At 35.9% G+C, this 26,692-nt stretch carries 24 protein-coding genes; 7 read left to right on the plus strand and 17 right to left on the minus strand.

Annotated features, from left to right (window positions below; all coding sequences use genetic code 11):
• Positions 1-67: 67 nt before the first annotated feature.
• Positions 68-3,520 (minus strand): pyruvate carboxylase, encoded by a 3,453-nt coding sequence (locus HN014_RS00610; protein WP_176026980.1) that lies wholly within the window; start codon positions 3,518-3,520, stop codon positions 68-70.
• A 581-nt stretch (positions 3,521-4,101) separates the two neighbouring features.
• Between HN014_RS00610 and HN014_RS00615 the strand changes: the two genes are divergently transcribed.
• Genes HN014_RS00615 through HN014_RS00625 form a run of 3 tightly spaced genes read left to right on the plus strand, consistent with a single transcriptional unit; the run spans position 4,102 to position 6,997 of the window.
• A complete protein-coding gene (locus HN014_RS00615; protein WP_176026981.1) occupies positions 4,102-4,791 on the plus strand; it encodes a hypothetical protein in 690 nt (229 codons plus the stop codon).
• A gap of 27 nt (positions 4,792-4,818) precedes the next feature.
• Complete coding sequence (locus tag HN014_RS00620; protein ID WP_254884066.1) at positions 4,819-5,940, plus strand: helix-turn-helix domain-containing protein; 1,122 nt, start codon at positions 4,819-4,821, stop codon at positions 5,938-5,940.
• The gene (locus HN014_RS00625) at positions 5,930-6,997 is read left to right on the plus strand and encodes a DUF2911 domain-containing protein (RefSeq protein WP_176026982.1); all 1,068 of its coding nucleotides are present in this window, start codon (positions 5,930-5,932) and stop codon (positions 6,995-6,997) included. Before HN014_RS00620 ends, HN014_RS00625 begins: the two co-directional genes overlap by 11 nt.
• A 365-nt stretch (positions 6,998-7,362) precedes the next feature.
• Here the strand turns inward: HN014_RS00625 and HN014_RS00630 are convergent, their stop codons facing one another.
• The 13 genes from HN014_RS00630 to HN014_RS00690 all read right to left on the minus strand — a co-directional run bounded on the left by HN014_RS00630 (position 7,363) and on the right by HN014_RS00690 (position 19,958).
• Positions 7,363-7,887: a hypothetical protein gene (locus tag HN014_RS00630; RefSeq protein WP_176026983.1), complete on the minus strand. Its 525-nt coding sequence runs from the start codon at positions 7,885-7,887 to the stop codon at positions 7,363-7,365.
• 461 nt (positions 7,888-8,348) lie between these two features.
• The gene (locus HN014_RS00635; RefSeq protein ID WP_176026984.1) at positions 8,349-9,314 is read right to left on the minus strand and encodes a toxin-antitoxin system YwqK family antitoxin; all 966 of its coding nucleotides are present in this window, start codon (positions 9,312-9,314) and stop codon (positions 8,349-8,351) included.
• A complete protein-coding gene (locus HN014_RS00640; RefSeq protein ID WP_176026985.1) occupies positions 9,307-10,236 on the minus strand; it encodes a hypothetical protein in 930 nt (309 codons plus the stop codon). Before HN014_RS00640 ends, HN014_RS00635 begins: the two co-directional genes overlap by 8 nt.
• A gap of 609 nt (positions 10,237-10,845) precedes the next feature.
• Positions 10,846-11,388, minus strand: a complete 543-nt coding sequence (locus HN014_RS00645) for a hypothetical protein (protein WP_176026986.1) — start codon at positions 11,386-11,388, stop codon at positions 10,846-10,848.
• A gap of 130 nt (positions 11,389-11,518) precedes the next feature.
• Positions 11,519-12,043, minus strand: coding sequence for a hypothetical protein (locus HN014_RS00650; RefSeq protein WP_176026987.1), 525 nt, complete (start codon positions 12,041-12,043; stop codon positions 11,519-11,521).
• 137 nt (positions 12,044-12,180) lie between these two features.
• Positions 12,181-13,314, minus strand: coding sequence for a TRAP transporter substrate-binding protein (locus HN014_RS00655; RefSeq protein ID WP_254884067.1), 1,134 nt, complete (start codon positions 13,312-13,314; stop codon positions 12,181-12,183).
• Positions 13,315-13,364: 50 nt separating this feature from the next.
• The gene (locus tag HN014_RS00660; RefSeq protein WP_176026988.1) at positions 13,365-14,711 is read right to left on the minus strand and encodes a TRAP transporter large permease subunit; all 1,347 of its coding nucleotides are present in this window, start codon (positions 14,709-14,711) and stop codon (positions 13,365-13,367) included.
• Between the two features lie 71 nt (positions 14,712-14,782).
• The gene (locus HN014_RS00665) at positions 14,783-15,310 is read right to left on the minus strand and encodes a TRAP transporter small permease subunit (RefSeq protein WP_176026989.1); all 528 of its coding nucleotides are present in this window, start codon (positions 15,308-15,310) and stop codon (positions 14,783-14,785) included.
• Positions 15,311-15,958: 648 nt separating this feature from the next.
• The gene (gene yaaA / locus HN014_RS00670) at positions 15,959-16,720 is read right to left on the minus strand and encodes a peroxide stress protein YaaA (RefSeq protein ID WP_176026990.1); all 762 of its coding nucleotides are present in this window, start codon (positions 16,718-16,720) and stop codon (positions 15,959-15,961) included.
• Between the two features lie 394 nt (positions 16,721-17,114).
• On the minus strand, positions 17,115-17,804 hold the full coding sequence (locus HN014_RS00675) for a nitroreductase family protein (RefSeq protein ID WP_176026991.1): 690 nt from the start codon (positions 17,802-17,804) through the stop codon (positions 17,115-17,117).
• 166 nt (positions 17,805-17,970) lie between these two features.
• Positions 17,971-18,162, minus strand: coding sequence for a cold-shock protein (locus HN014_RS00680; protein WP_176026992.1), 192 nt, complete (start codon positions 18,160-18,162; stop codon positions 17,971-17,973).
• A gap of 157 nt (positions 18,163-18,319) precedes the next feature.
• Positions 18,320-19,357: an RluA family pseudouridine synthase gene (locus HN014_RS00685; protein ID WP_176026993.1), complete on the minus strand. Its 1,038-nt coding sequence runs from the start codon at positions 19,355-19,357 to the stop codon at positions 18,320-18,322.
• Between the two features lie 25 nt (positions 19,358-19,382).
• Complete coding sequence (locus HN014_RS00690; protein WP_176026994.1) at positions 19,383-19,958, minus strand: PASTA domain-containing protein; 576 nt, start codon at positions 19,956-19,958, stop codon at positions 19,383-19,385.
• Between the two features lie 183 nt (positions 19,959-20,141).
• On the opposite strand from HN014_RS00690, the gene HN014_RS00695 reads away from it, so the two are divergent.
• From HN014_RS00695 to HN014_RS00710, 4 genes are all read left to right on the plus strand, one after another.
• Positions 20,142-21,113 carry a D-alanine--D-alanine ligase gene (locus HN014_RS00695; protein ID WP_176026995.1) on the plus strand — a complete coding sequence of 324 codons (972 nt, stop codon included), beginning with the start codon at positions 20,142-20,144 and terminating at the stop codon, positions 21,111-21,113.
• A gap of 59 nt (positions 21,114-21,172) precedes the next feature.
• Positions 21,173-21,628, plus strand: a complete 456-nt coding sequence (gene coaD, locus HN014_RS00700) for a pantetheine-phosphate adenylyltransferase (protein ID WP_176026996.1) — start codon at positions 21,173-21,175, stop codon at positions 21,626-21,628.
• 131 nt (positions 21,629-21,759) lie between these two features.
• Entirely contained in the window at positions 21,760-22,581 is an 822-nt protein-coding gene (locus tag HN014_RS00705; protein WP_176026997.1) for a class I SAM-dependent methyltransferase, read from the plus strand.
• A gap of 418 nt (positions 22,582-22,999) precedes the next feature.
• A complete protein-coding gene (locus tag HN014_RS00710; RefSeq protein WP_176026998.1) occupies positions 23,000-24,274 on the plus strand; it encodes a T9SS type A sorting domain-containing protein in 1,275 nt (424 codons plus the stop codon).
• Positions 24,275-24,358: 84 nt separating this feature from the next.
• Here the strand turns inward: HN014_RS00710 and HN014_RS00715 are convergent, their stop codons facing one another.
• Genes HN014_RS00715 through HN014_RS00725 form a run of 3 tightly spaced genes read right to left on the minus strand, consistent with a single transcriptional unit; the run spans position 24,359 to position 26,683 of the window.
• Positions 24,359-24,562 carry a hypothetical protein gene (locus tag HN014_RS00715; protein ID WP_176026999.1) on the minus strand — a complete coding sequence of 68 codons (204 nt, stop codon included), beginning with the start codon at positions 24,560-24,562 and terminating at the stop codon, positions 24,359-24,361.
• Positions 24,559-25,953 (minus strand): radical SAM protein, encoded by a 1,395-nt coding sequence (locus HN014_RS00720; RefSeq protein ID WP_176027000.1) that lies wholly within the window; start codon positions 25,951-25,953, stop codon positions 24,559-24,561. Before HN014_RS00720 ends, HN014_RS00715 begins: the two co-directional genes overlap by 4 nt.
• Positions 25,943-26,683 (minus strand): prolipoprotein diacylglyceryl transferase, encoded by a 741-nt coding sequence (locus tag HN014_RS00725; protein WP_176027001.1) that lies wholly within the window; start codon positions 26,681-26,683, stop codon positions 25,943-25,945. Before HN014_RS00725 ends, HN014_RS00720 begins: the two co-directional genes overlap by 11 nt.
• Positions 26,684-26,692: the final 9 nt, after the last annotated feature.

Raw genomic sequence — 26,692 nt, forward strand, 5'->3', positions numbered from 1 at the left:
CATAAAAAAACCTGTCAGGTCAGTAATTCCCTAACAGGTTTTATTTTTTGTGATACAACTCCCCTTCCTACTTCATTTTCAGTACTAAATCATCTGCCTGCACCATTGTTCCTGATTTTAGTACAATACTATCAACAACACCTGTTTCATTTGCTGTAATTGTCGTTTCCATTTTCATCGCTTCGATAATAAAAAGAGGGGTATTCTTCTGTACTTCTTGTCCTTTTTTGACCAGCACCGAAGATAATGATCCCTGTAGTGGAGCCCCAATTTGTTTGCTATCAGATTTGTCTGCTTTTTCATGTACTTTCTTAGCAACTTTAATCGAAGCATCCTGAATTTCTACATTTCGGGTTTGCCCATTGACTTTAAAAAAGACAGTTACCTTTCCTTCTTCATTTGCTTCTCCTACCGATATTAATTCTATCAGTAGTATTTTCCCTTTATCCAACTGCACGATAATTTCTTCTCCCGGGCTCATTCCATAAAAGAAGTTTTTTGTCGGTATCGTTACGACATTTCCGTATTTCAGGTGATGATTATAAGCTCCGGTAAAAACTTTCGGATATAATTTATACGAAATAAAATCAGTGATATCCAACGAACGCCCCATTCCTTTTTTGAAGAGTTTTACAAATTCCTCATACTCAGCTTCAAAATCGATTGGCTCCAAATGGGCATTAGGTCGATTGGTAAATGGTTGCTGATCTTTTAATACAGCTACCTGCAGGTCTTTTGGGAATCCGCCGGCTGGTTGTCCTAATTCTCCTTTAAACAAATTAACTACTGACTGTGGAAAAGAAAGCGTTTCTCCCCGCTCCTTAACATCTGCTATTGTCAAATCATTACTTACCAGATACTGCGCCATATCCCCTACTACTTTTGAGCTAGGAGTTACTTTGACAATATCTCCGAATAGTTCATTTACTTCTCCATACATTTTGGTAATTTCATGAAAACGATCTGATAATCCCAGACCTGCTGCCTGCGGTTTTAGATTCGAGTATTGTCCTCCCGGAATTTCATGTTGATAGACTTCCCCGGTTCCAGCTTTCAGACCGGATTCGAATGGGTAATAGTATTCTCTAACAGCCTCCCAATAGTTTGAATACTCATTAAGCTTACTAATATCCAATGGATTTTCTCTTTCGTGAAACTTTAGCATTTCATGAACCGCATTAAAATTAGGCTGTGAGGTCAAACCTGATAACCCTCCTAATGCTACATCAACCACATCAACTCCCGCTTCTATTGCTTTGAGATAGGTAGCCGACTGTACAGAAGAAGTATCATGTGTATGCAGGTGTATCGGAATTTTTATTTCTGATTTCAAAGCACTGATCAATTCATATGCAGCATAAGGTTTTAATAATCCTGCCATATCTTTTATCCCCAGAATATGTGCCCCGGCATTTTCTATATCTTTTGCCAGCTGGATATAATAAGACAATGTATACTTCGTTCGGGAGGTATCCAGAATATCTCCTGTATAACACAGCGAACCTTCTGCCAATCCTTTAGTTCTGGTACGTACATGTTCTATGCATGGAGCAATAGACTCCATCCAGTTGAGAGAGTCAAAAACCCGGAATACATCGACCCCATTTTCCCAGGATTGTTCTACAAAAGCTCCGATCAGGTTATCCGGATAGGCAGTATACCCAACCCCGTTGGATCCCCTAATTAACATTTGTAGCAGAATATTAGGAATCGCTTTGCGCAAGGAGCGAAGACGTTCCCATGGGTTTTCTCTCAAAAAACGCAAACACACATCAAAAGTTGCTCCTCCCCAGACTTCCATACTGAATATTTCGGGATGGTTTTTGGCATATCCTTCTGCAACTTTTAGCATGTCAAATGTCCGCATTCTGGTAGCCAGTAAACTCTGATGCGCATCCCGCATCGTAGTATCTGTATACTGAATCTTTTGTTCTTTTTTTAACCACTGTGCAAATTGTTCAGGACCTAACTCTGTCAACAGATCCTTTGTTCCTTTAGGATATTCTAATGAAGTATCAAAAGCAGGTACTTTAGGTATTACAAATTTCCTGGTTGGATCTACTTTCTTTACGTCTGGGTTTCCATTGACAATTATATCGCCTAAGAAGTTTGCCAATTTAGTTGCCCGGTTTTTAGGCTCTTTTATAGCAAATAACTCTTTAGTATTTTGAATAAAATTGACGGTTACCGCTCCTTTTCTAAATGTATCGTGATTCAGTATATTGTCCAGAAAGGGCATATTGGTTTTTACTCCTCTAATTCTAAATTCAGAAAGCGCTCTTCTCATTTTCCTGCAAGCTCCATCTAAAGTTCTACTATTAGCAGATACCTTTACCAACATTGAATCAAAAAACGGAGAAATCGTCACTCCTTGATATACACTCCCGGCATCAAGTCGAATTCCAAAACCAGACGCACTTCTATAGGTAGTAATGGTTCCATAGTCCGGCTTGAAATCATTTTCCGGATCTTCTGTTGTAATTCTACACTGTAGTGCATATCCTGTTGTTTTCAGGCTCTCCTGATTTTCTATTTTGATCTGCTGATCTGATAATTTATAACCTCCTGCAATAAAAATCTGGGCCTTAATCAGATCAATTCCCGTTACAATCTCAGTAACGGTATGTTCTACCTGTACCCGTGGATTTACCTCTATAAAGTAAATACTTCCATCTTCATCTACCAGAAACTCTACAGTTCCAATATTATTATAATTCACTGCCTTACAGATAGAAAGAGCATATCTATATAAATCTTCTTTGATCTGTGTCGCTAATCCATAGGAAGGTGCGTATTCAATTACTTTTTGATATCTTCTCTGTACAGAACAGTCTCGTTCGAACAGGTGCACCATATTCCCATGATGATCGGCTACAATCTGGATTTCTATATGCTTGGGATTTTCTACAAATTTCTCAAGAAAAACAGTATCATCTCCAAAAGCATTTAATGCTTCTCTTCTGGATTCAGGATACGCTTTTCGCAATTCTTCTTCTTTTCTAATCACTCGCATTCCTCTTCCTCCTCCTCCAGAAGCTGCTTTGAGCATTACAGGGTACCCTATCCGTTCTGCCTCTTGTATCGCAATATCGATAGTATCCAGAGATTCTTTATTACTTTCTATAATTGGAATATCATTTGCTATAGCGACCTGTTTTGCCGTAATTTTATCCCCTAACGATTGTAACACTGATACATCAGGTCCTATAAAAATAATTCCGTTATCGAGACAGCGTTGTGCAAAATTTGCATTCTCCGACAAGAATCCATATCCCGGATGAATGGCATCTACATGATTTTTTTTGGCTACCTTAATGATTTCTTCAATATTCAGATAAGGTTTTAACGGTTCATTATCCTTTCCTATCTGATAGGCTTCATCTGCTTTGTAACGATGAAGGGAGTATCGGTCTTCGTAGGTATAAATCCCTACGGTTTCCAGTCCGATCTCTGTACAAGCCCTAAAAATTCGAATCGCGATTTCACCCCTATTGGCGACTAAAACTTTTTTAATTTTCATGTGTTTACAATATTGCTTTAGATATCACATAAAACCTACCAAATGGTTCCTATTGTTTTTATGATGGCGTGTTTTATGTTTGTTTATAAAAATGTTGCTATTCATTATTCAAAATTGAATTTTTTATAAAAAATCCTCGCTAATATACCTATTCATTAAACTATTAACAATAAAACACTGTAATTACTAATATTTTTTTGTTAATTATATAACATATACTTACTCTTTGTTTTATTTACTTTTGACCTTTTGCCAAAAATTACCATTTCTCTAAAACCATATCATTTTATCGATACTCAAAAACCGTAATACAATTCCGTATCCTGAAGTGTGATATCTTTCTATTTGCTATTCTCTTATTGACCATATTTGTCTAAAAACTACTACCTCCTCGATACTAATACACGTAATATTCTACCAAAAACAATGTGTGTTCGCAAATATTTTCTAAGGGAAAGAAATCTCAAAACCGCTATAAACAGGGACCATATACCGTATGCGTACTTCTATTCTGCTTATTTTCTTGTCTGAGGATGTTCTGTTTTTTTCTTTTGTCACTCACTTTAAAAAAAATGATTTTTATGAAAAAAATATTCCCGTATATATGTTTCTTACTCTTTACCCCTATGTTATTTGCTCAGGGGTCGACAAAATCTTTTTCCTTTAAGAAAGGAGAAATTATGGATATTATCCTGCTGCGTCAGAATGCAGCTGTCGATACGTTATTTGACCGGTATAGAAAAACCGCTTTTCCCGTAGCATTTGAATACTCCTTTCAACCGCAACCGGGTTTTGCCATACAGGAACTGACATTAGGAAATCACACTCCCAGTAGTTTTATTTTTGGCAAGTGGGCAACCAAAGAAAAAAGAGAAGGTTTTTTAACTGCTATCACATCCCGTGTTCCTGACTTCCATGAACAGCGGAGAAATATATTTCAATATTTTAGTCTTACCTATTATCAGATTTCTGAAGATATTCAATTCAGCATTAACACAAAAAAATATACCAGTGTTACTGCTTTTTGGAAAAAAGACAACAAAAAATTCATTAATTTTCTAAAAAGATGGAAAGAAAAAGTGACAAATGCCGGAGGAAAAGTTATTTTACAATTAAAAAATGGACAATCCCCTACAGGATATTATTACAACCCTGATATGCTTTATATCATCACATGGAATCATCAATCTAATTTTAGGGAATTTGCCAAAAACAACTCTTTATCTATGTATGATTCCTTACGACATGTACACCAATTCGCTATTAAATAATACTGTTAATTCTATATGCTCCTAAAAATGATGCAAACAATCCTGAATCAACTTACGTACTTTGGTTTTTCGCAAGGACTATTCTTTTTTCTTATTTACATACTATCGCCTGCAAAGCGAAAGAATGTCAATCCGTATATGGCCTTTCTCATCTTTGTGCTTCTAATTGGATTATCAGGAAAAGTATTACACAGTATGGGAGTATGGAATCAAAATTTCAGGCTTATCGCTTTTTCTGAGTTCTCGGCTTTATTATTTGGTTCTACTGTCTATTTATTTACCCGATCTGTTTTGAATAAAAGAAAAATCTCCAGGCAAGATTTGATTCATTACATCCCCGGGCTTGCTTATTCGCTCTTTATTTTAGTATATTTCATGCTACCCAGCGATGAAATATCCAGAGCCCGTGCAGCTACAGGAGAAATCAAACGTGCTATTTTTGCCTGTCATGCCATAGGAGTGCTGGTTAATGGTATATACTGGTACCTCAGCTGGAAGGTATTACAAGATTTTTATAAACGCATCAGAAATGAGGTTTCTTATGAGCTACATACCGCTTTTATTGTTCGGTTCTTATATGTAGTCGGTGCTTGTTTACTTATATGGACGATTCTCTATATTACCAGTTTACTAGGTTATGATATGATTGAGCGTAATGCCCGACCTTATATCTGGGGAATTCTTACGCTGATCATCCTTTTTATCAATTACTACGGTATCATTTCGCCACAGGTTTTTCATTTTGTACCAGATATTACCTCCAAAAAATATGCGCAATCCAAATTGACCGTATCCGATATGGAGCGATTAAAACAAGAATTAGATACGTTGATGCAGGAAAAAAAGCCCTATCTGAACAGCAAATTACTAAAAGCCGAAGTCGCTCAGATGCTGGGAATCAACAACCCTGAACTAGCCCGCTTACTCAATGAGAATATAGGCATGAATTTTTTTGAATACGTTAATTATTACCGAATAAAAGAGTTTATCAATCTGGCAAAAACAGAAAAAGCCAAACAACTTACTTTTTTTGGATTAGCTCAGGAAGCTGGTTTTAATTCCAAAACCACCTTTAATAAATCATTTAAAAAGCTAACGGGAACCTCTCCCTCTGCTTATTTTAATCAAAACACATACGATGAAAATTAATATTCTATATATACTATTCTTAATTGTTATTTCTAGATACTATCGACAATTAAACAACCTTGTAAAAAAAGGAAGCACTGCTTCTAAACCTCACACTATTACAAGAACCGTTGTACATTTTTATGGCTTTATTCCTTATCATCATATCTGGGAGAAATTTTCGAATTCCATTCCAAAAATTGATCATGGAGAAAATATAGTTACGAGCTCGCAATACTTAAAAATAGCGTTATTCGCTTTGATATTTATCATTCCTATTCTGGGACATTCTCAATTAAAAACTCCTTCCTTGAGCCCTGCAGCTATGATTAAGCAAACTGTAGGCATTACGGATATTACCGTAGAGTATTCCCGACCCAGTGCCAAAGGACGAACGATTTTTGGTGAAAAAGGATTACTCCCTTATAACGAAATGTGGCGTACCGGAGCTAATTCTGCAACAAAGCTTACCATATCCAACACGATTCTTATTAACGGTCATCTATTAGAGAAAGGAAGTTATACACTAATCAGTATTCCCGGAATCACTACCTGGCAATTGCTTTGGTACCCCTATTCAAAACGCAATTGGACATCTTATCGAAAACAAACTCCTATACTCACACTGGAACTCCCTGTACAAAAAAACACCTCTTATAAAGAGACTTTTGAAATTCATTTTCAGGACATAACACTTCAGGGAGCCTCCTTACTACTAGAATGGGAATACACTTTACTAACCATCCCTATTCAGGTAAACGATCATGAACAAATTATGACCTCCATCAAAAAAACACTAACCGGTCCTGCACCGATAGCATATTTTAATGCTGCTGTCTACCTGCATGAATCTAAAAAAGATCTCCACAAAGCACTGGAATACATACAAAAGGTTACTGCTTCTACGGATGCCTTATTTTTTCAGGTAACAAGAGAAGCAATGATACTAAAAGATCTAGATAAAAATAAAGAAGCCCTGACAGCTGCTAAACGAGGATTAATGCTCTCTGAAAAAGCTAACAATAAAGATTTTATCCGCCTGAACAAAAAAATTATACAAGAGGTTAAACATCCATAAATTGTTCAGTACAAAAACTGATTACTTTACTACATAACTACCTGCCATCATATTAGTCCGTAGTTATGTAGTATTTCGTTATTCTTTTACATAGATCATATTAATATCTTCTACAGTTCCAATTCTTTAGAGTCAGGGTCTAATTACAAATCACTTTCTATGTAGCATGCCCTCTACTATAAAAAACACCTTATTTATATTGTTGAGTATAAAAATTGCAGGGCATAAAAAAGTTATAATTCCACGTTTGTAATTAAGCCAATAAACTATTTTATGTTTATCTCATGCTTTGAAATGCAAATTTTATAGTTGGAGACATAACAGCATTGCCTCCTATATTTTTATATGACGTTTTTCAACGTTGCTCATGAGAAGTCTGGACTGTATATTTCAAATTTTAAATCAAAATTTTGTTCTAGGAATTCAATAGATTTTTCTGCTAGATCATTACTATTTAATGAGACTAATGGATCTTTTATAGTGTGTTTATCATTTAACAAGGTCACATCAAAACTATTAAAAACAGTACTTAAATCAGGATTAGCAACCGTAAACCAAGCCATTTTTTGGCTTCGTTTGAATTTAAGTATTGATACTTTCGTTTTATGAGTTAAATCAATTTTCTTTTTTAAAATCAATTTTTTTCTAAAGTATAATCCACGATATAAATTATCATTTACTTTTAACAGCCCTCTTTTAGTCAAGGCTAAGCAAACTAATAATGTATAAAGGCTCATAAACCCTAGCAAGACCAGGTATCCTAAAAAGTTTAAGGGCATATTAACTATTAGGAGGAATATTATAATTATAAATGGAGCTCCTATTGATAAAATTATATGAATTTTTTGGTGAATAGTAAATCTACTCTCTAATACTATTTCATTTGTCATCAATTAATATTTTGTGAGATTCTTTATTGTGTAATCTGAAATTGTGGATTTAAAACCTTTCTACATCACTATATACAACGAAAAAGCTTACTTGTCAACCACTCTTGTTTTTTACGTATCTTAACTTGATCGGTAAGTACTCTTAACTTCTCATTCTTCTAATAATTATCTAAATAGACAATTTCTTCTATTTAACCATCAATAGCAAAATCTCCTATTTCATTTATCTGAATTTCAAAAGGGATTATACTGCCTTTTGATCCCCATAAGATTCAGTTATTTTTCCTTGTAATTCTTGGATTTCATAAGATTTTTTTAAATATTCCAAAGTGAAAGGTTACCATTCTAAGATCTTTTTGTGATAATTCTATGGTATCCATAATATCAGATTTGTAAATTATTTCAGCATATTATAATTCATTTACAAGATGGATGCATCACCTCTCTTCATCACCTTAGTCTTATTTTATAACTTCAATAGGAGTATCGAAGTAAATAATTTTACTTAGCTCTGTCCTGATATTATCTTCTTCTTTATTTTCAGGGTCATTTTTATCTATAAAAGAAATCATTTCTCTAACATATCCGCGTATCGTATCCCTGCCCATTCGTTTAGGCCTCCAGTAAAAAGCCACTGTTTGATGAAGGGCTTCTTTTGGAGTTCCTGCCGCTTTTATAGGAATCATCTGTTGCTTATCTAAACTTGGAATATTGATTACTGTAGTATCATTCTTTTCCGTTGTTCCGAAAGAACTTTTAGGGCGATTAGAAAAATCGGCAGTAAAATTCTCCTGTGTATAGTCTTTAGGAAGTGTGACACTGACTGTTGCCGTTTTGGCTTCTTCCTTGCTAAAGGCAGAATTCTCTATCTGAAAAAAACAATAGATAGAATCCGTAAGTTGTACTCTTTTTTTATCAAAATGATAGTGAATACTTACACTTTCTGTAAGCGTATCGCCCCCTGGGAGTGTTACCCACATTTGGTTCGTATATTCCTTCCCGTCAATAATTTTATACTCTTTGGTAAATGTATGATGCCCATCCTTATCATAATTTTTCCAGACACCTGTTTTTTGATCATTTTTATCAAATACCCCTACTCTATGTAATTTCCCACTTTTGTGATATTTTTTATAAAAAATTGAGTTATTCATTAAATAAAATTGAGTTTCTTCAATTTGCTTTTCAATATTATCAAAATAAAAATATAGAGTATCTAAAAACTTTCCATTTGTATAATAACTCTCAAAAGAAATATTTCCACTAGGATAATATTCTATATTCGCTCCTTGTTTTCTATACTTACGATCTATATAATAGGTTTCTTTTAGCTGCCCATCCTCATAGTATTTTGTTATTTTTCTAGGTTGTTGGCACCCGGTTATGACCAATAAAATAATCCCTACTACAAAAAAAAGCTTATTCATATTTCTTTTTTATCGTGATTTCTATCCTAATATCTCCTTGCAGCCTGGCTTGGCTAACGTGGTAAGCAGAATCTCTTTGTGCATTTTTATACCCCTTAATTTCACTAATAAATCCATTAAGTTTCTTATCTGTTTTCAGTTTAAATTTATCTGCTTCCAGAATATGAGTAATTGTATCTTCTTCACCACTTTTTCTCTTTTTTTCTGATTTTTCCTCTATTTCATTTTCAAATCCAAAAGCGTTGCTTAGTTTTTCATAATGCCCGATGGCTGATTTTAAGTTTAAGGTAAACCTGTAAATAGATTGCATTACATTTCCTGATATTTGTTTAAAAGTCCCCATTCTACTTCCTACACCGGGATCACCCCATAGATTATCAGCTCCATTTCGTTTGCGATCGCTCCTTAGATAATTCCCTCCAGAAGTATTATTACCCCACCAGGGTTCAAAAGCTGCATTGTTGGTCAGTTTATCATACCAGTCTGGTTCCTGACTTGTGCGGGGAATATCTTTATACACATCTTCCCAACGACATAAAAAAGCATTCCACTTATAGAATTTCTTACTGCCTTTTGGATGTTCACAGAGTTGTCCATTTTCTTTTCCCGGGTAACCAGGACCTCCATATTTAGTGTGATCCGGTTTCTGAGTATAGGTCGCTACCAATTCTCCTATCATCACTCCCTCTTCATTACACCTACCGGGAGTATATGAAAAATTATTAATCGCTATCGTGCTAAAAGGTGTATAGTGAAACGATAATTGACTGGTTAACACCCTCATTTTTTTGTTTACACTTTTTACCAGTTCACGTTTGAAATCCTGATGATCAGGATCCATGTTTTCTAATACATTTTTAATGGCTCTTTTAAGCACTTTTTCCATGCGCCTGATCAGATCGCCAGAAGAAAAATCATCCATATTGATGGTTTTTAAGAGTTTTCACATATCCAATTTCCGATATAAATATACCCAATATAATACATATACGTATTGTGTCAGTAAATTATTTTGGAGCACCTACCAAGAAAACTTTGCCATATTTATATCATACTCATCTGGTAAATCTACTGCTAATTATATCGTAATCCGTGTGATAAGGGTTAAAAAAAACTTAAATCAGTAATTTTTCATCTCTATTCCGGGGTATTGTTCTCTAATCTCGTATAACGTCATTTATATTGCAATAGTTTACTGGCTCCATTATTAATTTTACATCCCATCAACATATTCGCATTCAAAACATTAAATTAATGGCTCCTTACCCCATAAATTTGGATACCTCATCTTATAAACCTTTTTTCTATTATTTTGGGCAACCAACTCTTATCATCTAGGTTGTTAGCCCATAAGGTATTATTGTGAAATCGTATTTTAATGTTTCGAGCTGCTTTTCTACGGGCTAAAACCTATTCCCAAAAGGGAGTCTTCCTTGTTTTCTATCTACAGTAATAGATGATATTATGGAATTTCTATAGTGTAACCTTTGCTTTTTGGAGATAGCAAGTTCAAATATCTCCCTAAACTTTTTTATTGAGAACGAACGATATAACTGTATATATCCTGCTTTGTATACCCCTGCTTCTCAATCGTTTCAAAATAGGGACGAACAGAAAACCTGATCTTTTGTTGAGCATCAAACACCCAATACCCCCCTTTTAAGGTTCCTTCTTTTGATTCTATATTCCAATCCGGAATGTTTTTTATACACCACTTCCCTTCTTTATTCTTATAGAGTCCAAAAGGCTGTAGTACTTTCTCCTCTGAATAGGTAAATGCGATGTAAGCTGTAATCGACTTATCTTCTTTTCTAAATTCCAAAACAGCTGTATCCTTATCAGAAACTTCCTTAACCCAACTACGATTTTCCGGAGTATTTAATATTTTCCATTCTTCATTGAGAAGCAAACTATCTTCTTTACGCATTAAAACTGCATATAAATTTTGCTGTTCGAACTCGATCAGCTGCTGCTCTGGATGAAGGGTTACTACGGTTTTTTCTGCTACTATACGAGCATTTTGCATGCCAAAAAAGGCACCTATCACAAAAAAGGCAATTTTCACCTCTAGCATATAATTTGTTTTTATTCACATACCAGGTAAAAATAACGAATCCTGCCCTTTCTACAACTCATTAGAAGATACAATCATTGTTCTGACCTTCTATCTCAAGATCAGAATACAGAACAAGACTGTTTAGTTATTATTCCGGTCCTACTGCAATAAAAGAAAACCAGGAATCTTCCCGGGCATTTTCTCCTGTGTTATCCGCAGTAACAATCACCACTCTGCTATTAGATAGAAAAATGATATTAGCGAAGTTATCCTCATACGAGTTTAAAGCAGCTAAGTCTCCTGTTGTAAAGGTTACACTTGGCAACCCTCCAAAAGAGGTTGTAAAATCAATTTGATACCTACTCGATGTAAGTTTAGTAACTGTAAATCCAGCTCCCTGAGCAATGGTTCCATTGGCATTTACATTTCCTCGAACAAATCGCAATTGCTCTGCACTAGAAATAGCAACTTCTGTTGCTCTCCATTCTGTTCCTGTATATCGATAGATCAAATCATCAGTCGTATTATAAAGAACACTACCTGTATAGGGACTAACGATACTCAACATCTCTGCCGTCGTTGCTGTTGGTAATCCTAATACGGCATCCCTATCAATCTGGGCAGTAAGATGGCTTATAAAAAGAAGAAGAAGAAGGGGTATTTTTTTTGACATAATATCTCATTAAATTCTCATAGTAAATTTAAGAAATTATTAACAAAAAATACACTTCCTCCCCTGTATTAAAAATTTTCCCAGCTGTTTGCACTACTAATCTTCTTGTGCTCTTACAAAACACATCAAATATTCATTTACTTTTGTTGCTGAATCTTATTATAATACGCTTTTTCGGTTACAGCAGACCAGGGAGCAAGGCGTTTCTGGAAAGCAGCATAACTTTCATACACTTCTCTAGACAGAGGGTCATCTCCTATCAATTCTTTTATTGCTTCATCTGTATATCCCCGTAATGCATCCAACGTTTCTTTGGAAAATTCTCTGATCTCCACACCTTCTTCATGGATCAGTTTATCCAGAAAAATTCCATTTTGTTTATCAAACTCTGCCAACACCCATAAATGTGCCCTCCTGGAAGCCGCTTCCATAGCTGCCTGTAAGTGCGGAGGCAATCCATCATATAATCGTTTATTGATAAAAAACTCCATCTGAGTTCCTGGTTCATGCCACCCTGGGGTGTAATAATATTTGGCGATTTTATGGAAACCCATTTTATAATCGTGATAGGGACCTATCCACTCCGTAGCATCAATTACTCCTCGTTCCAGACTGGTATAGATCTCTCCCCCTGCAACCAGAATAGCAGCTCCTCCTGCTTTTTCCAATACCTTGCCCCCAATTCCTGGTAATCGCATCTTTAATCCTTTCAGGTCTTCGACACTGTTTACTTCCTTATTAAACCATCCGCCCATTTGCACCCCGGTATTTCCTCCTAAAAAAGGAACCAGATTAAATTGAGCATACGCTTTTCGCCATAATTCATACCCCCCTCCTGTTTCCATCCAAGCGGTTAATTGCTGGCTATTCATCCCAAACGGAACTGCTGCAAAAAATTGAGCTGCTGGTGTTTTTCCTGCCCAATAATACGCAGCCCCACACCCCATTTCTATAGTACCATTGGATACTGCATCAAATGCTTCCAGTGGAGGAACCAGTTCTCCTCCTCCATATACTTTGATTTTTAATTGCCCATTGGATAACTCCTCTACCCATTGTGCATATTTCTCTGCTACTTCCCCCAATACAGGGAAATTAGGAGGCCAGGTAGTAGTCATTTTCCAATGATATACTTTTTTTGGTTTGGTAACATCATAGGAGACTTCACGCATCGTCCCCGGGGGATCTCCTAAACAGGAACTACATAATCCTATGCATAGCATTCCGATCAGGAACCCTATATTCTTTCTTAGCTCATGATACTGTCTCATAATAATATGCTTATTTTTTAATATGTACTGATTTGTGTATATAAATTCATTTATTTAGATAGGAATACAACTTCCGGGAAAAACAAAATAAGCCCTACAATTCCTATCTGAATGATAATAAAAGGAATAATACCTCTATAAATCTGGTTCGTTTGTACCGAGGGAGGTGCCACTCCTTTGAGATAAAATAAAGCAAACCCAAAAGGCGGAGTTAGAAAAGAGGTTTGCAGATTCAACGCCATTAATACCCCTACCCACAACATATCCATATGGAAAGCATTAAAAATCGGAGTAACTACCGGAACAATGATAAATATAATTTCTATAAAATCAATAAAAAAACCAGCGACAAAAATAACAGCCATTACCAATACTAAAAATAACATAGGCGTCAGTCTGGAAGACACGATCAGCTCCTGTAAATACCCATCCCCTCCCAGGGTTCTAAAAACCAAGGTAAAAGTAGTCGCTCCTAAAAGGATAAAAAAGACCATGGAAGTCAATTTGGTAGTTTCTTTAGCAACTTCTTTTAAGACAGAAAAAGAAAACTTCTTCTGTATAACACTGAGAATAACCGCTCCGACAGCACCTATTCCCGAAGCTTCAGTAGGTGAAGCAACTCCTGCAAATATCGATCCCAAGACCAATAAGATCAGTAAAACTGGTAACAGTAATACTTTTATGACTTTTTTTCCATAATCTGTTCCTTTAAACTCAGCAATTTCTTCTGCCGGAATACTAGGAGCTTCTTCTTTTTTCAAATAGGAACGGATCAAGATGTATGCTATATACAATCCTACCAGTAACAAACCTGGATATAAAGCTGCTGAGAAGAGCGCCCCTACATCTACAGCTCCTGATCCTCTGGAAGAAGAATTAATTGTATCAGCTAATAACACTAATACAATAGAAGGAGGAATGATCTGCCCCAGGGTTCCTGAGGAGGCTATAACTCCTGTTGCTAATTCTGTTTTATATCCGCGTTTAAGCATCGTAGGAAGGCTGATCAGCCCCATCGTTACCACTGTAGCTCCTACGATTCCTGTAGAAGCTGCCAAAAGAGCACCTACGACAACTACAGAAATCGCCAATCCTCCCCGGATACGACCAAACATCATCGCCATGGTCTCTAACAGGCTTTGTGCCAATCCTGATTTCTCGAGCATAATCCCCATAAAGATAAATAAGGGAACTGCCATTAGTACATAGTTATTGACTACTCCCATAATACGAGAAGGCAATAAATAGAATGTAGACATATCGAATTGAGAAGGGGCAAATATGGAAACCCCAAAAGCAAAAGCTACTGATATTCCGCCCAGTGTAAATGCTACCGGATACCCTTTGAGAATAAGGATGAATACGACCACAAAAAGGATAATTGCTAAAAATTCCATTAGTATTTTTTATTAAGTAAACTACCTCGGGACAAACCCACAAAGCATTCGTTAGAAACAAATTTTAAATTTCAAGGCAAGCCTCTAGGTTTTATACCCTTTGACGGTGTCAATAAAGTATGAAGACATTTGAGGATATGAGAAATCCCCTGTAATAGTAAAAAAGTAAAACCTACTGTGATACAAAACTTGAGAATATACAAGGCTGGTAATCCTCCCGGTTGCGGAGATTGCTCGCCAATCATCCAGGAAGTAAGCCCGTAATACCAGGAGGTAACGATCACGACATAACACCAGGGAATTAGTAAACAAACACCTCCTAATAAATCAATCCAGGCTTTTCCTTTTTCGGATAAGCGACTATAAAAAACATCAACCCGAACGTGTTTGTTTTCTGAAAAAGTATAGCCAGAAGCGATTAAAAATAACATCCCAAACAGATATACTTCTATTTCAATAACCCAGATAAAAGTGGTCTGAAAAACAAAACGGATAATAACATCTATGGTCATCACAATAGCCAGAGCCACTGCCAACCAGCTTACGTAAACTCCTATTTTTTTATTAATCCAATCCAGTGCTGTGATACATCGTTGCATATGTACTTCTTTTTTCTGCAAATGAATTGTTGAAGATACTAAAACTTGGAAGTCTATAAAACAACTAGCAGAAGTTCTTTTTTATAGAAATGGTTTAAACTTTTTTGAGTTAAGTGAAAAAATAATGGTTTTGTGTTCAGATGAAGTATTTTTTTAGTTGTACAGCAGGGCTACGAAGTCAAAAATTATGAAATATGAGCGTAAGAAGACATTTTTTTAGCAAGCTGGAAAAAGTTTAAATCACTTCATAATTAAATCCCCTTGATTCAAACACACAAAACATTAGCCAGGAAATCTAACTATTCTTTTCTTCAATCATTTTATAATGTTACCACTTCCTGATAATCGTTAAAAATACACCAGAAAGCAACCTGCTATATTGGGTTTATGGTAGTTTTGACACACAATTTTCCTCAATACTTATAGGAATGATGTATTGGATAGTGAATTACTTAGAAGCAAGTCCACGAGGCATCTATAAGAAAGAAATTTTTAATATCGAGGCAAGCCTTGGGATAGTACATCCCTTGGCAGTGCCAATAAAAAAAATGCTTTCAACAGATATGTACTCTGATTATGGCAGTACACGTAGGCAGCTCCTTCCAGTAGTACTGAAAAGAAATTTATGTTGTTGAAAGCATTATATGATTATCGGATGAATACGGGTTCTTCTGGTTTTGTAGTATGTGTTTCGCTATACCCATACCCTTCGTAATTAAACCCTTTTATATCTTCCAGTGTTTCGGCTCCTGTATCTACAATAAAGCGAACCATCATCCCTCTTGCTTTTTTAGCAAAAAAACTAATCATTTTTAGCTGATCGTTTTTCCAATCTTTGAATACCGGAGTAATCACTGGTACTTTTAGGGCTTTTTTATCGATTGCTTTAAAATATTCATTACTAGCCAGGTTAACAAACAACTCATCAGCGGTCAACTCCTGATTGAGATGTGCTGTTAGTTTTTCTTTCCAGAATCCATAGAGATTTTTATTCGCTTCTACCGGCATTTTTGTTCCCATTTCTAATCGATAGGGCTGTATCAAATCCAGCGGCTTCAGTATACCGTATAGCCCTGACAGGATGCGCAGTTTATCTTCCAGCACTCCTAATTTCTCTTGTGGTATTGTATATGCATCTAAGCCTGTATAGACATCTCCATTAAAAGCATAAACTGCTTGTCTGGCATTCTCTTTAGTAAAAGGCAATTTCCAATCCTGATTACGCTGCCAATTAAGTTCTGATAGTTTATCACTAATACTCATAAGCGCTCCTATATCCTTAGGACTCTTTTCTTTTAATACAGCATTCAATGTTTTTGCCTCTGCTAGAAAAGCAGCTTCTGTAGTTTTGGTAGTGGGGATATCTGACTCAAAATTCAAGGACTTAGCCGGGGATATTACAATTTTCACACGATTACTTTTATAGATTAAACACTAATTGTTATATGTTATAAATGTAGATAAAAATATGTTTTCTTCCTTACTAATTTCTGTTCAAAAAATGAATACAAAATCTCTTTTCTAATATTGAATACACTCCCTTGATATAAGAGCATATCGCATTATTTAGAAAATAAATCTTAATTTCGATGATTAAGTAAAGCATAACAAACAGTCTATTTAAGTAGCAATGTTTGCTATGCTTCGCCAACACTTTTTTATAACATCCTAACACTGAGAATATTTTTCTTTCTCATAGCGTGGTCAAAAATACAACGGACTCTTTAGTATCAAAACCCTATGAGACATCTCTTTTCTATACCAGTATTAGTTTGTTCTATACCAATGGTAGGTGATTTCTTTTTTATTCATAAAAAACACTGACTTCTTCCAGCGGTTTTCTTTCTAAGTCAGGCACATAAGACGGTTGCTTGGGGTACCCGACTGGCAGAAGTAAAAAGGCTCTTTCATTAGAAGGACGATCCAGCACTTTGGTCAAGAAATTCATGGGACTGGGTGTATGTGTCAACGTTACCAATCCAGCATTATGAATTGCAGCAATCAACATTCCACTAGCAATTCCTATAGATTCATTGACATAATAATTATTGTGCTTCACCGCTTCTTCGTGTTCATACACCCGTTTACAGGCTACTATAATCCAGGGAGCTTCTTCTATAAATGGTTTATTCGCATCAGTAGCCAAGGGAGCTAAATCATTTCGCCAACGATCACTCATCCGATTGGTATAGGTTTCTACTTCTTCTTTTTCTGCAGCAATTCGTATTTTCTTTTTCAATTCCTGATTGGAAATCGCACAAAATGTCCAGGGTTGCTTATGTGCACCTGAAGGGGCTGTCGAAGCTGTCTTAATAATATTTTCGATTACCTCTTTTGTTACTGGCTCTGAAGAGAATTCCCGAACTGATCGCCTGCTATCCATCCATTGATAGAAAGCCTGACTGCGTTCCAGCATTTCATCCTTGTCATATCTGGGAGATACATACGGAACATGTGTATATCCATTTATTTTAATAGCTGTTAACGATTCCATTTCTTATTTTTTTTAGTTATTGTTGTTGCTTTACTAACATTACGGGTATTAAAGATACAAAACCATTCCCCTATAACGCTATAAATCAAGCTATACTAATAAAAAAAAGAAAAGCCTGTCAGTACTGACAGGCTTTTCTTCAATAAAAAAATTAATGTCGTCTATATTAAATTACTTTAACATTTACTGCGTTTAATCCTTTTCTTCCTTCTCGTAATTCAAATTCTACTTCATCACCTTCACGGATTTCATCTAATACCCCAGAAATGTGTACAAAGTGTTCTTTTTTTGAATCTTCATCAATAATGAATCCAAATCCTTTGGTTTCATTAAAAAATTTTACTGTTCCTTTATTCATTATAATATATTATGGAATAAAGGTAGGGTTAATTAATTTAGAATTACCTGAATAAGGGTTTTGATTATAAATAAGTTTTACGTATGAAAATCTAAAAATCTCCGTTTTTTCTCAAAAAAAACCGTATTTTATAGTAAAAATCAAGCTATTTTTTCCGCTACCCTTCTGATAATTGATTTTTCGCATATTTACGCCACTTCTCTACGCACTCCTGCATATCTGCCGGGATCTGTGTTTCGAACTTCATCATTTCTCCAGTCTCCGGATGTTCAAACCCTAATGTTCTGGCATGAAGTGCTTGCCTTGGCAGTACCTTAAATGCATTTTCTACGAATTGCTTGTATTTGGTAAACGTGGTTCCTTTTAATATTTTTTCACCTCCATATCGTTCGTCATTAAACAAGGTATGTCCGATATGTTTCATATGCACCCTGATCTGGTGTGTACGCCCGGTTTCTAATCGGCATGAAATTAGCGTAACATACCCTAATCGTTCTATCACTTTATAGTGTGTAACTGCCGGCTTTCCCTTTTCTGATTCATCTCCTTCAAAAACAGTATTTTGCAATCGGTTTTTGGGATGTCTTCCTATATTCCCTTCGATGGTTCCTTCATCTTCACTCAGATTTCCCCATACGATGGCAACATACTCCCGCTCAGAAGTTTTATCAAAAAACTGTTTCGCCAGATGAGTCATTGCTTCTTCCGTCTTGGCGATGACTAATAACCCACTGGTATCCTTATCTATTCTGTGTACCAGCCCCGGTCGATCACTACTATTGTTTGGTAAATTATCAAAATGATATATTAACGCATTGATCAAGGTTCCTGAGTAGTTTCCATGTCCCGGATGTACAACCATCCCTGCCGGTTTATTAACGACTAACAGATATGCATCTTCATATACGATATCCAGAGGAATATCTTCGGGAGTCAACAGGTTCTCATATGGCGGATGAGAAAACAGTACCCGTACCACATCGTTGGGTTTTACCTTGTGATTGGACTTCACCGCTATATCATTGACAAAAACACTGCCCTGCTTAGCTGCTTGCTGTATTTTATTTCTGGTGGCATTCTCTACAAAGTTCATTAAAAACTTATCAACGCGCAGGGGAACTTGTCCACTTCCTGCTACAAATCGATAATGCTCATATAAATCATCCTCTGTAGGTTCTAATCCTTCTGTATTCATAAGCTGGTACTGAAACTATCTTTTTTTAATCCGAAGAAAGGTTTACGGTTCCTCTGTTCCCATCTCCCAAAATCAAATCGATTGCAGAAGTCTTCATCAATTTAGTTCCCGGGCTCAGTTTTTTACCGTTATATCGTAACTCTAACACCATGTCTTTGGCTATATTCGGTTTATAGGTTACGGTACCTATTTTAAACCCTAAAGCCAATAGTTGGGGTTTTGCCTGACGCAATGTTTTCTGTACAACTCTAGGGACTTCTACTTTCTTATATCCTGATGGGTTCAGGGTTACATATATCTTTCTGTTTTCTTTTACCATATTTCCTGCCGCAGGGTTTTGTTCTATTACAGAAAACCTGGGATACTCAGGATTAAAATTTGCTGAATCCTGTACCTCAAATCTCAATGAATGTTCTTCCAAAATTAGTTTTACCTCATCAAGTGTTTTCTTGCTTAAACTGGGTACTACTATTCGCTGATCGTGATTGGTAGTACTATCCAACCAACGTAGGCCCACAAAGCATAAAATAGCCACCATTGCCACAGCAATTACTAATTGGATAAGGAACATTTTACTGAATATAAACTTGAGTAATTTCATAGATTGATTTGATAATTTGGACAAAGATATGAAAACCGAAAGTTTTAGGCTTTTGTTCACAGATAAATGATATTTTTGTTTTCACAAGCTCTAGAAAACAAAACGAGTCATTGCAATCGTTATACTGTAAAAGAAGGAGGTTTTGATACTCCTGATGGTATCTAAAAATAATATGTAATACACATGAAAAAAAATATAGCCATTCTTATGGGAGGATACTCCAGTGAATTCGACATTTCTGTCAATAGCGGTCATGTTGTCTATAAACACCTGGATAAAAGCAAATATACTCCTTATCGGGTCATCATTAGTAAGGAAGATTGGTACTACCTGGATGAAGAAGAGGCGCGACATCCTATTGACCGAAGTGATTTCTCTTTCCATCTCAATGGGGATAAAATTACTTTTGACGCAGCCTTTAATACTGTTCATGGCACTCCGGGAGAAGATGGTTTATTACAAGCATATTTTGAGCTCCTCGGAATCCCACAAACTGCCTGTGATTTTTATCAGGCTGCCTTAACCTTTAACAAAAGAGATTGCATCAGTGCAGTCAAACCATACGGAATTCCCTGTGCTACTAATTATTACCTCAATAAGGGAGATCAGGTTCATGTAAAAGAGATTATTAATCAGGTAGGACTTCCTTGTTTTGTAAAAGCAAATAAATCCGGAAGTAGTTATGGGGTTTCTAAAGTCAAAACCGCTGAAGAAATGCTTCCGGCCATTGAAGTTGCCTATAAAGAGGATGATGAGATTATTATCGAATCTTTTCTGAGCGGAACAGAAGTGTCTGTAGGTGTTATTCACTATAAAGGAAAAGACATCGTACTCCCGATTACCGAAATCGTCTCGGAGAATGAATTCTTTGATTATGCAGCTAAGTATGAAGGAAAATCCCAGGAGATTACTCCGGCAAGATTATCAGAAGAAGATAGAAAGAAAGTAGAAGAGATTGCACTAAAAGTCTACCAGGTTTTAAAAATGTCCGGATTCTCCAGAAGTGAATATATCTTCCACAATGGGGTTCCTCATTTTATAGAAATGAATACAAATCCAGGATTAAGTGAAGCAAGTATCTTGCCTCAGCAAGCACAAAAAGCAGGTATCAGCCTTACAGAACTATTTAGTAATGCGATAGAAATGTGCCTGTAACATGCTAATTCATTTAGTTTTCTATATTTGTAGCACATCATAGATCAAGTACACAACATATGAGAAGAGCTGTTTTTCCGGGGTCTTTTGATCCTATTACCTTAGGGCATTACGATATCATCGAACGAGGACTCACGCTATTCGATGAAATTATTCTTGCAATTGGAGTGAATGCCGATAAAAAATACATGTTTTCACTGGAAGAAAGAAAGCGATTTATCGAGGAATCTTTTAAAGATGTTCCAAAAATTAAAGTAATGACTTACGAGGGATTAACTGTTGATTTTTGCAAAAAACAACAAGCCAATTTTATCCTCAGAGGATTGCGTAATCCAGGGGACTTTGAATTCGAAAAAGCAATTGCTCACACGAATAGGAAAATGTCTGAAATAGAAACTGTTTTCCTTCTGACCTCTTCTGGAAAAAGTTATATCTCGTCTTCTATTGTCAGAGATGTGATCCGCAATGGAGGAGATTATACAGGGCTTGTACCTGATACGGTGCGCGTACAATAAACACATTCACATTCTTTATATACTAAAAAAAGCTTCCCGGATATGTATTCAGGAAGCTTTTTTATGTCTTATCAAGCTGTTAATTTACTACATTAGCATTCTTGTTTATTCTCTTTTAAAATTCGGGTATTATGAAAGTTCACGAAACAGCATTCATTGTCTCTACTTATAGATCTCTTCACGAAACGATTAGTAAAGATCCCTATGCCAGATTGTGGAACAATGATAAGACCAATTCTCTGCTTCCGGAAATATTTCAACAAATTTCTTCTAAAGAAGCCATCCTACATGCAATAAGAAATCGTTTTTTTCTGGAAGAGCTTACCGCTTTCTTCAAACATCACCCAACGGGAACACTCATTAATTTTGGAGCAGGATTTAGCATGTATCAATTTATACTACCTGCTCATATACATACAATCGAAATTGACAAACAACCTATCATTGAATATAAGAAATCTCAAATTGGTCAATGGATTAAAGATGGAACCTTGCCTCCACGGGTAATCGACTATCACGCTGTGGATTTTGCTACAAATACGACAAAAGAGATCGTTGCTAAAATAGCTCCGTATATCCAACATACTCCTACTTTTGTACTGTTAGAAGGTGTCTTATTTTTTCTGGATACTACGACTACAAACAAACTGTTTGAAGTTTTTTCTTTATTACAAAAACCAGGGGATCAAATCGGAAGCGTATCTTATCAACCCGAAGTAGCCAGTACTGAAGTATACAACCGGTTACTACACTATTTTGATCGCAATAATCAGACGAATGAACTATTTGCTCACCAGACGATTCCTTCTTCTTTTTATCATTCTATCAATGGATATACAGTAGAGAAAGAAATAGATGAGTTCACGCTCGCAGCTACTTATGCTCCAGAGGAAAATATACTGATCAAAGAGGCTATCCTCAATGAAAGCTTGTATATCCTAAAAAGAAGATAACATTTACTATTGAAATCTTTTTTTTACTTCATAACAAAAATCAGTTCAATCTACGTTTGAAAGCATATATATGCTAAGATTCCTCTTAAAATTATCACAAACAAAATTAACTGACTGTTAATTACTTACTGCACACTTTCTTTCAAATAAAAAACTGCATTTCTTTACTTCGTTTACAATATGAAGGGCTATATGTAATAAATTAAACAGTTGGTAAACTCCTGTTTCATTTACCTACTAGTTCCCTATATATTTATACTCACTCAACTTAATATTATTTTTATGGAACAGAGACTTCCCGCTAATTAACTCCCTAATTGCCAACACACAGGGCATCACGGGAAATCAACTTTATTTTCGAGTTTTTCCTCGAAGCATTTAAATCTCGATTATCGAGTAACTCACAAAAACACAAATCATGAAAAAACAACTAACTATCTGGCTTTGCTTCATTATGTTTGGACTTAGCGCACATGTAATTGCACAATCTAACCCTTTGCCAGAAGGACTACCGCCTTCCAGAATTTCTTTTAAAGTAAATAACAAAACAGTATATATTCCATATTGGCGAAACCTGGCTATTGGCACCCGAAGAACGAATATCACTAATGCTATTATTGCTTTTCACGGGGTAAATCAATACGGAAAATCCGTGTATGATAATTTAAGATCCGCAGCTATTTCTGAAGGACAATTAAACAACTCCCTTATTGTTTCTCCTATTATGATGGAACTCGATCATATGAATTATCACAACCTGGATAAAAACACATACGCTTATTGGACCAGGAGGTGGAAATTTGGAGATCTGTCTCAAAACAGCAACCGGGTTAGCTCTTTTACGGTCATTGATAAAATTGTCGAAATATTACTTAGAAATAACCCTAATCTAAAAACACTGACAATTACTGGTTTTTCTGCCGGAGGACAAATGATCAATCGATATGCAGCCGGAAGTCGCGTTTCTATTCCTTCCAATGTTAAAGTACAATATGTTTCTTATGCGCCTTCTATCTACCTATATCCCGACAGTAGACGTCGAATTTCCGGATCTGAAAACAGATTTAGAACACCTTCTACCAATTGTAGTAATTACAACAAATATGAATTTGGAATCAATGGGAACCTAAATTCATATATGAGAGCTACCGGAGCAACTGCTATCAAAAGAAATTTAACCAATAGAACGGTATACCAAATGATCGGAGAGCGAGATACAGGAACCCGTTATCTGGATGTCCGATGTGGTGCCAAATTACAAGGCGATAATCGATACCAACGTGCTCGCATCTACACCAATTATGTACGCAGGTATTATATGAGAAATGACAATAAAAAATTGTTAGTAGCCCGTGGATATGGTCACTCTGCAGGTGCATACAAAGCCCGAAATGTAAGAAAAGTATTCTTTGCTTCATCCCGAAGATCCAAAGCTTTTGATGTGCACGAATTCGACAAAGAAACATCTACTAATGAAATTACTGTATACCCGAACCCGGCTTCAAATAGGTTACATCTATCAGGTGATAGTAAAAATACTTCTTACAGCATCTTTAATCCTCAGGGAAAAATGGTTAGAAAAGGAATAAATAACGCCCCTGAAATTACCATAGAAGACCTACAGCCCGGGATGTATTTTATTCAAATAAAAACGGATACTTTCACTACGCAAAAGACCTTTATAAAAAACTAAACAGTATTAATAATATTAAGCAGAAGTATAACAAAGCATCTTTTTATCATTTTTTTAAAAAGGTGCTTTTGTTTTGACACAACATCAAAACCCCATCATCAAAGCTCCACAGGTTCCCAAACCAGTGATCAGATAAATTCCGGATAAAATCATGAATACCTTCCCGGCCACCGGATAATTATACTTACGCAACAGTAATCCTATAATTAATAATATCACCGGAGGTACTAACATAATCATTACAATAAAAATGACTAATCCGTCTAAGTTTGGCTCTAATAGAATCATATACTTTCTTTTTTTAGTTTTTCCAGATATGCTTTTTTATCATCTCTATAAAAAAGATTCATCGTTTCAAAAGGGATTATTTTATAATCTTTATCTACAATATGGACACAGGATTTCTTTATGGCTCTGACATCAAAATTATGCGCATCTATAAATTGCATAATAATAATCCGGAATAAGTTTTCATACCCTAATTCCGGAGCTTTTATATCTGGCAAGCAACACATGATGGATTGAAGATTCTGAGAAGCTACATCTACCGAATTTCCAGTACTAAACAACTGTAACATCCGCTCATGCAGTTCTTCATCTTGCTCATAGACAATCGTATTCTTTCCATTATTCAGTAAATCTGCCGGATTTATATATCGAGTAAGCGGAATAATTCCTGATTCATCTTTAAAAGCATATCCCATCACCAATGCATCAGGGTTACACGGTACCGGTATTAAATCATCCGGTTCGAAAGCCGGGTACTGTTCCAGTATTTTTCTCCGCACTTCTGTCAGGGTAATTCGATCTGTTTCTTCATTAAAATCTTCCAGGCGTCCCGCTATCTGAGTTGGCTGAAAAGTGACCCCTCTTACACATTTTTGTTTAATCGCATATGAAATCACATCACCGATTTCATGATCGTTCAATCCTTTCTGTAAGGTAACGACCAAAGTAGTTGATAAGTTAAACACATTCAGATGTGCAATTGCCTGTTTGCGTACCGCTGTTAAATCTTCTCCTCTTAATTTTTCTAATACCTCAGCTTCTAATGAATCAAACTGCAAATAAATCTCGAAATCAGGCATATACCCTGCTAACTTTTCAGCAAACTTCTTATCCTTTGCAATTCTCACTCCATTGGTATTTACCATTAAGTGTCTAATCGGTAGTGTTTTGGCATAATCCAGTATTTCAAAAAACTGAGGGTGAATTGTCGGTTCCCCTCCACTAATTTGCACCACATCAGGTTCTTTTTCATTAGCTACAATGGTATCCAGCATCTTCTTAATTTCATCCAGTGTTCTGTGTCTTCCGTAATGTGGTGAAGAAGAAGCATAACAGGTAGGGCATGTCAGATTGCATCGATCTGTCACTTCTACAATTGACAAACAAGAATGCTGCTCGTGATCCGGACAAAGTCCGCAATCATAAGGACAACCATAATGCGTACTGGTATTAAAACGATAAGGAAATTCGGAAGCTTTGTTATAATTTCGGATGTTTTTATAATATTCAATATCATCTGCAATTAGCACTTTGGATCTTCCGTGCTCAGGGCAGTGTTTTAACATATATACTTTTTCATCCTCAAAGACGATTTTAGCATCAATTCTTTTCAAACAAGAAGTACAAAGGCTTAGCGTGTAGTCATAGTACGTGTATTTTCTAGTCGGCATATAATAGTTTTCGGATCGTAGTTCTGTAGTAAATTGTGCATAATATACATAAATACTGAATACTACTTAACCCGAAGACTAAAAACACATTAGGTTTTAAGAATTCTATAACAAATCGAAACGAAAAATATGCGATCATAAAATATTTAAAAACAATCCCTGAGACCGAATCTTTTCTTTTGGCAACTGCTTGCAACACCTTCCACAAAACTCCTAGAAACACCAATTCATATAATGCCAGCGGATGTCGCAACACCCCATCTCCCAAATCCATTCCGGTAAAGAAAGTTGTCGGCTTCCCGTACGTAAATTCATGTATTCCGTATAAAAAACACCCGACTCTTCCGATAGCTATTCCAAGAATCAGAGGAAAAGTAAATAAATCCCCGGAAGAAGATCGTTCTCCTATAATTTTTTTTATTAGTTCTACCCCTAATAGCCCACCAAAAAGCCCTCCCATAATGGTTTTGGTATTTAATAATTGAAGTACTTGTTCTATAGAAGATACGGATACTGGGTTTTCTAAAAAACCGATAACTCGAGAACCGATAAATGCCCCAAAAACGGCGCCTATGATAATTGTCAATCGATTTGATGAGGAAATATGATCTTTGTGCTTTTTCTTTAGATACACATAATATCGAAACCCGACAAAGAAAGCGAGATATTCTAAAACAAGATGGATATTCACTTTATACCCCAGTACTACAGGTTCAAAAGGAATATCCATCGTTTATAT

The organism is Aquimarina sp. TRL1 (assembly GCF_013365535.1).
GTDB classification, from domain to species: Bacteria; Bacteroidota; Bacteroidia; order Flavobacteriales; family Flavobacteriaceae; genus Aquimarina; species Aquimarina hainanensis.

What these genes read in the sequence shown, in the direction of transcription:
- HN014_RS00610 (WP_176026980.1), bottom strand. Translation starts at nt 3,520, where the DNA reads ATGAAAATTAAAAAAGTTTTAGTCGCCAATAGGGGTGAAATCGCGATT.
- HN014_RS00615 (WP_176026981.1), top strand. Translation starts at nt 4,102, where the DNA reads ATGAAAAAAATATTCCCGTATATATGTTTCTTACTCTTTACCCCTATG.
- HN014_RS00620 (WP_254884066.1), top strand. Translation starts at nt 4,819, where the DNA reads ATGATGCAAACAATCCTGAATCAACTTACGTACTTTGGTTTTTCGCAA.
- HN014_RS00625 (WP_176026982.1), top strand. Translation starts at nt 5,930, where the DNA reads ATGAAAATTAATATTCTATATATACTATTCTTAATTGTTATTTCTAGA.
- HN014_RS00630 (WP_176026983.1), bottom strand. Translation starts at nt 7,887, where the DNA reads ATGACAAATGAAATAGTATTAGAGAGTAGATTTACTATTCACCAAAAA.
- HN014_RS00635 (WP_176026984.1), bottom strand. Translation starts at nt 9,314, where the DNA reads ATGAATAAGCTTTTTTTTGTAGTAGGGATTATTTTATTGGTCATAACC.
- HN014_RS00640 (WP_176026985.1), bottom strand. Translation starts at nt 10,236, where the DNA reads ATGGATGATTTTTCTTCTGGCGATCTGATCAGGCGCATGGAAAAAGTG.
- HN014_RS00645 (WP_176026986.1), bottom strand. Translation starts at nt 11,388, where the DNA reads ATGCTAGAGGTGAAAATTGCCTTTTTTGTGATAGGTGCCTTTTTTGGC.
- HN014_RS00650 (WP_176026987.1), bottom strand. Translation starts at nt 12,043, where the DNA reads ATGTCAAAAAAAATACCCCTTCTTCTTCTTCTTTTTATAAGCCATCTT.
- HN014_RS00655 (WP_254884067.1), bottom strand. Translation starts at nt 13,314, where the DNA reads ATGAGACAGTATCATGAGCTAAGAAAGAATATAGGGTTCCTGATCGGA.
- HN014_RS00660 (WP_176026988.1), bottom strand. Translation starts at nt 14,711, where the DNA reads ATGGAATTTTTAGCAATTATCCTTTTTGTGGTCGTATTCATCCTTATT.
- HN014_RS00665 (WP_176026989.1), bottom strand. Translation starts at nt 15,310, where the DNA reads ATGCAACGATGTATCACAGCACTGGATTGGATTAATAAAAAAATAGGA.
- HN014_RS00675 (WP_176026991.1), bottom strand. Translation starts at nt 17,804, where the DNA reads ATGGAATCGTTAACAGCTATTAAAATAAATGGATATACACATGTTCCG.
- HN014_RS00680 (WP_176026992.1), bottom strand. Translation starts at nt 18,162, where the DNA reads ATGAATAAAGGAACAGTAAAATTTTTTAATGAAACCAAAGGATTTGGA.
- HN014_RS00685 (WP_176026993.1), bottom strand. Translation starts at nt 19,357, where the DNA reads ATGAATACAGAAGGATTAGAACCTACAGAGGATGATTTATATGAGCAT.
- HN014_RS00690 (WP_176026994.1), bottom strand. Translation starts at nt 19,958, where the DNA reads ATGAAATTACTCAAGTTTATATTCAGTAAAATGTTCCTTATCCAATTA.
- HN014_RS00695 (WP_176026995.1), top strand. Translation starts at nt 20,142, where the DNA reads ATGAAAAAAAATATAGCCATTCTTATGGGAGGATACTCCAGTGAATTC.
- coaD (WP_176026996.1), top strand. Translation starts at nt 21,173, where the DNA reads ATGAGAAGAGCTGTTTTTCCGGGGTCTTTTGATCCTATTACCTTAGGG.
- HN014_RS00705 (WP_176026997.1), top strand. Translation starts at nt 21,760, where the DNA reads ATGAAAGTTCACGAAACAGCATTCATTGTCTCTACTTATAGATCTCTT.
- HN014_RS00710 (WP_176026998.1), top strand. Translation starts at nt 23,000, where the DNA reads ATGAAAAAACAACTAACTATCTGGCTTTGCTTCATTATGTTTGGACTT.
- HN014_RS00715 (WP_176026999.1), bottom strand. Translation starts at nt 24,562, where the DNA reads ATGATTCTATTAGAGCCAAACTTAGACGGATTAGTCATTTTTATTGTA.
- HN014_RS00720 (WP_176027000.1), bottom strand. Translation starts at nt 25,953, where the DNA reads ATGCCGACTAGAAAATACACGTACTATGACTACACGCTAAGCCTTTGT.
- HN014_RS00725 (WP_176027001.1), bottom strand. Translation starts at nt 26,683, where the DNA reads ATGGATATTCCTTTTGAACCTGTAGTACTGGGGTATAAAGTGAATATC.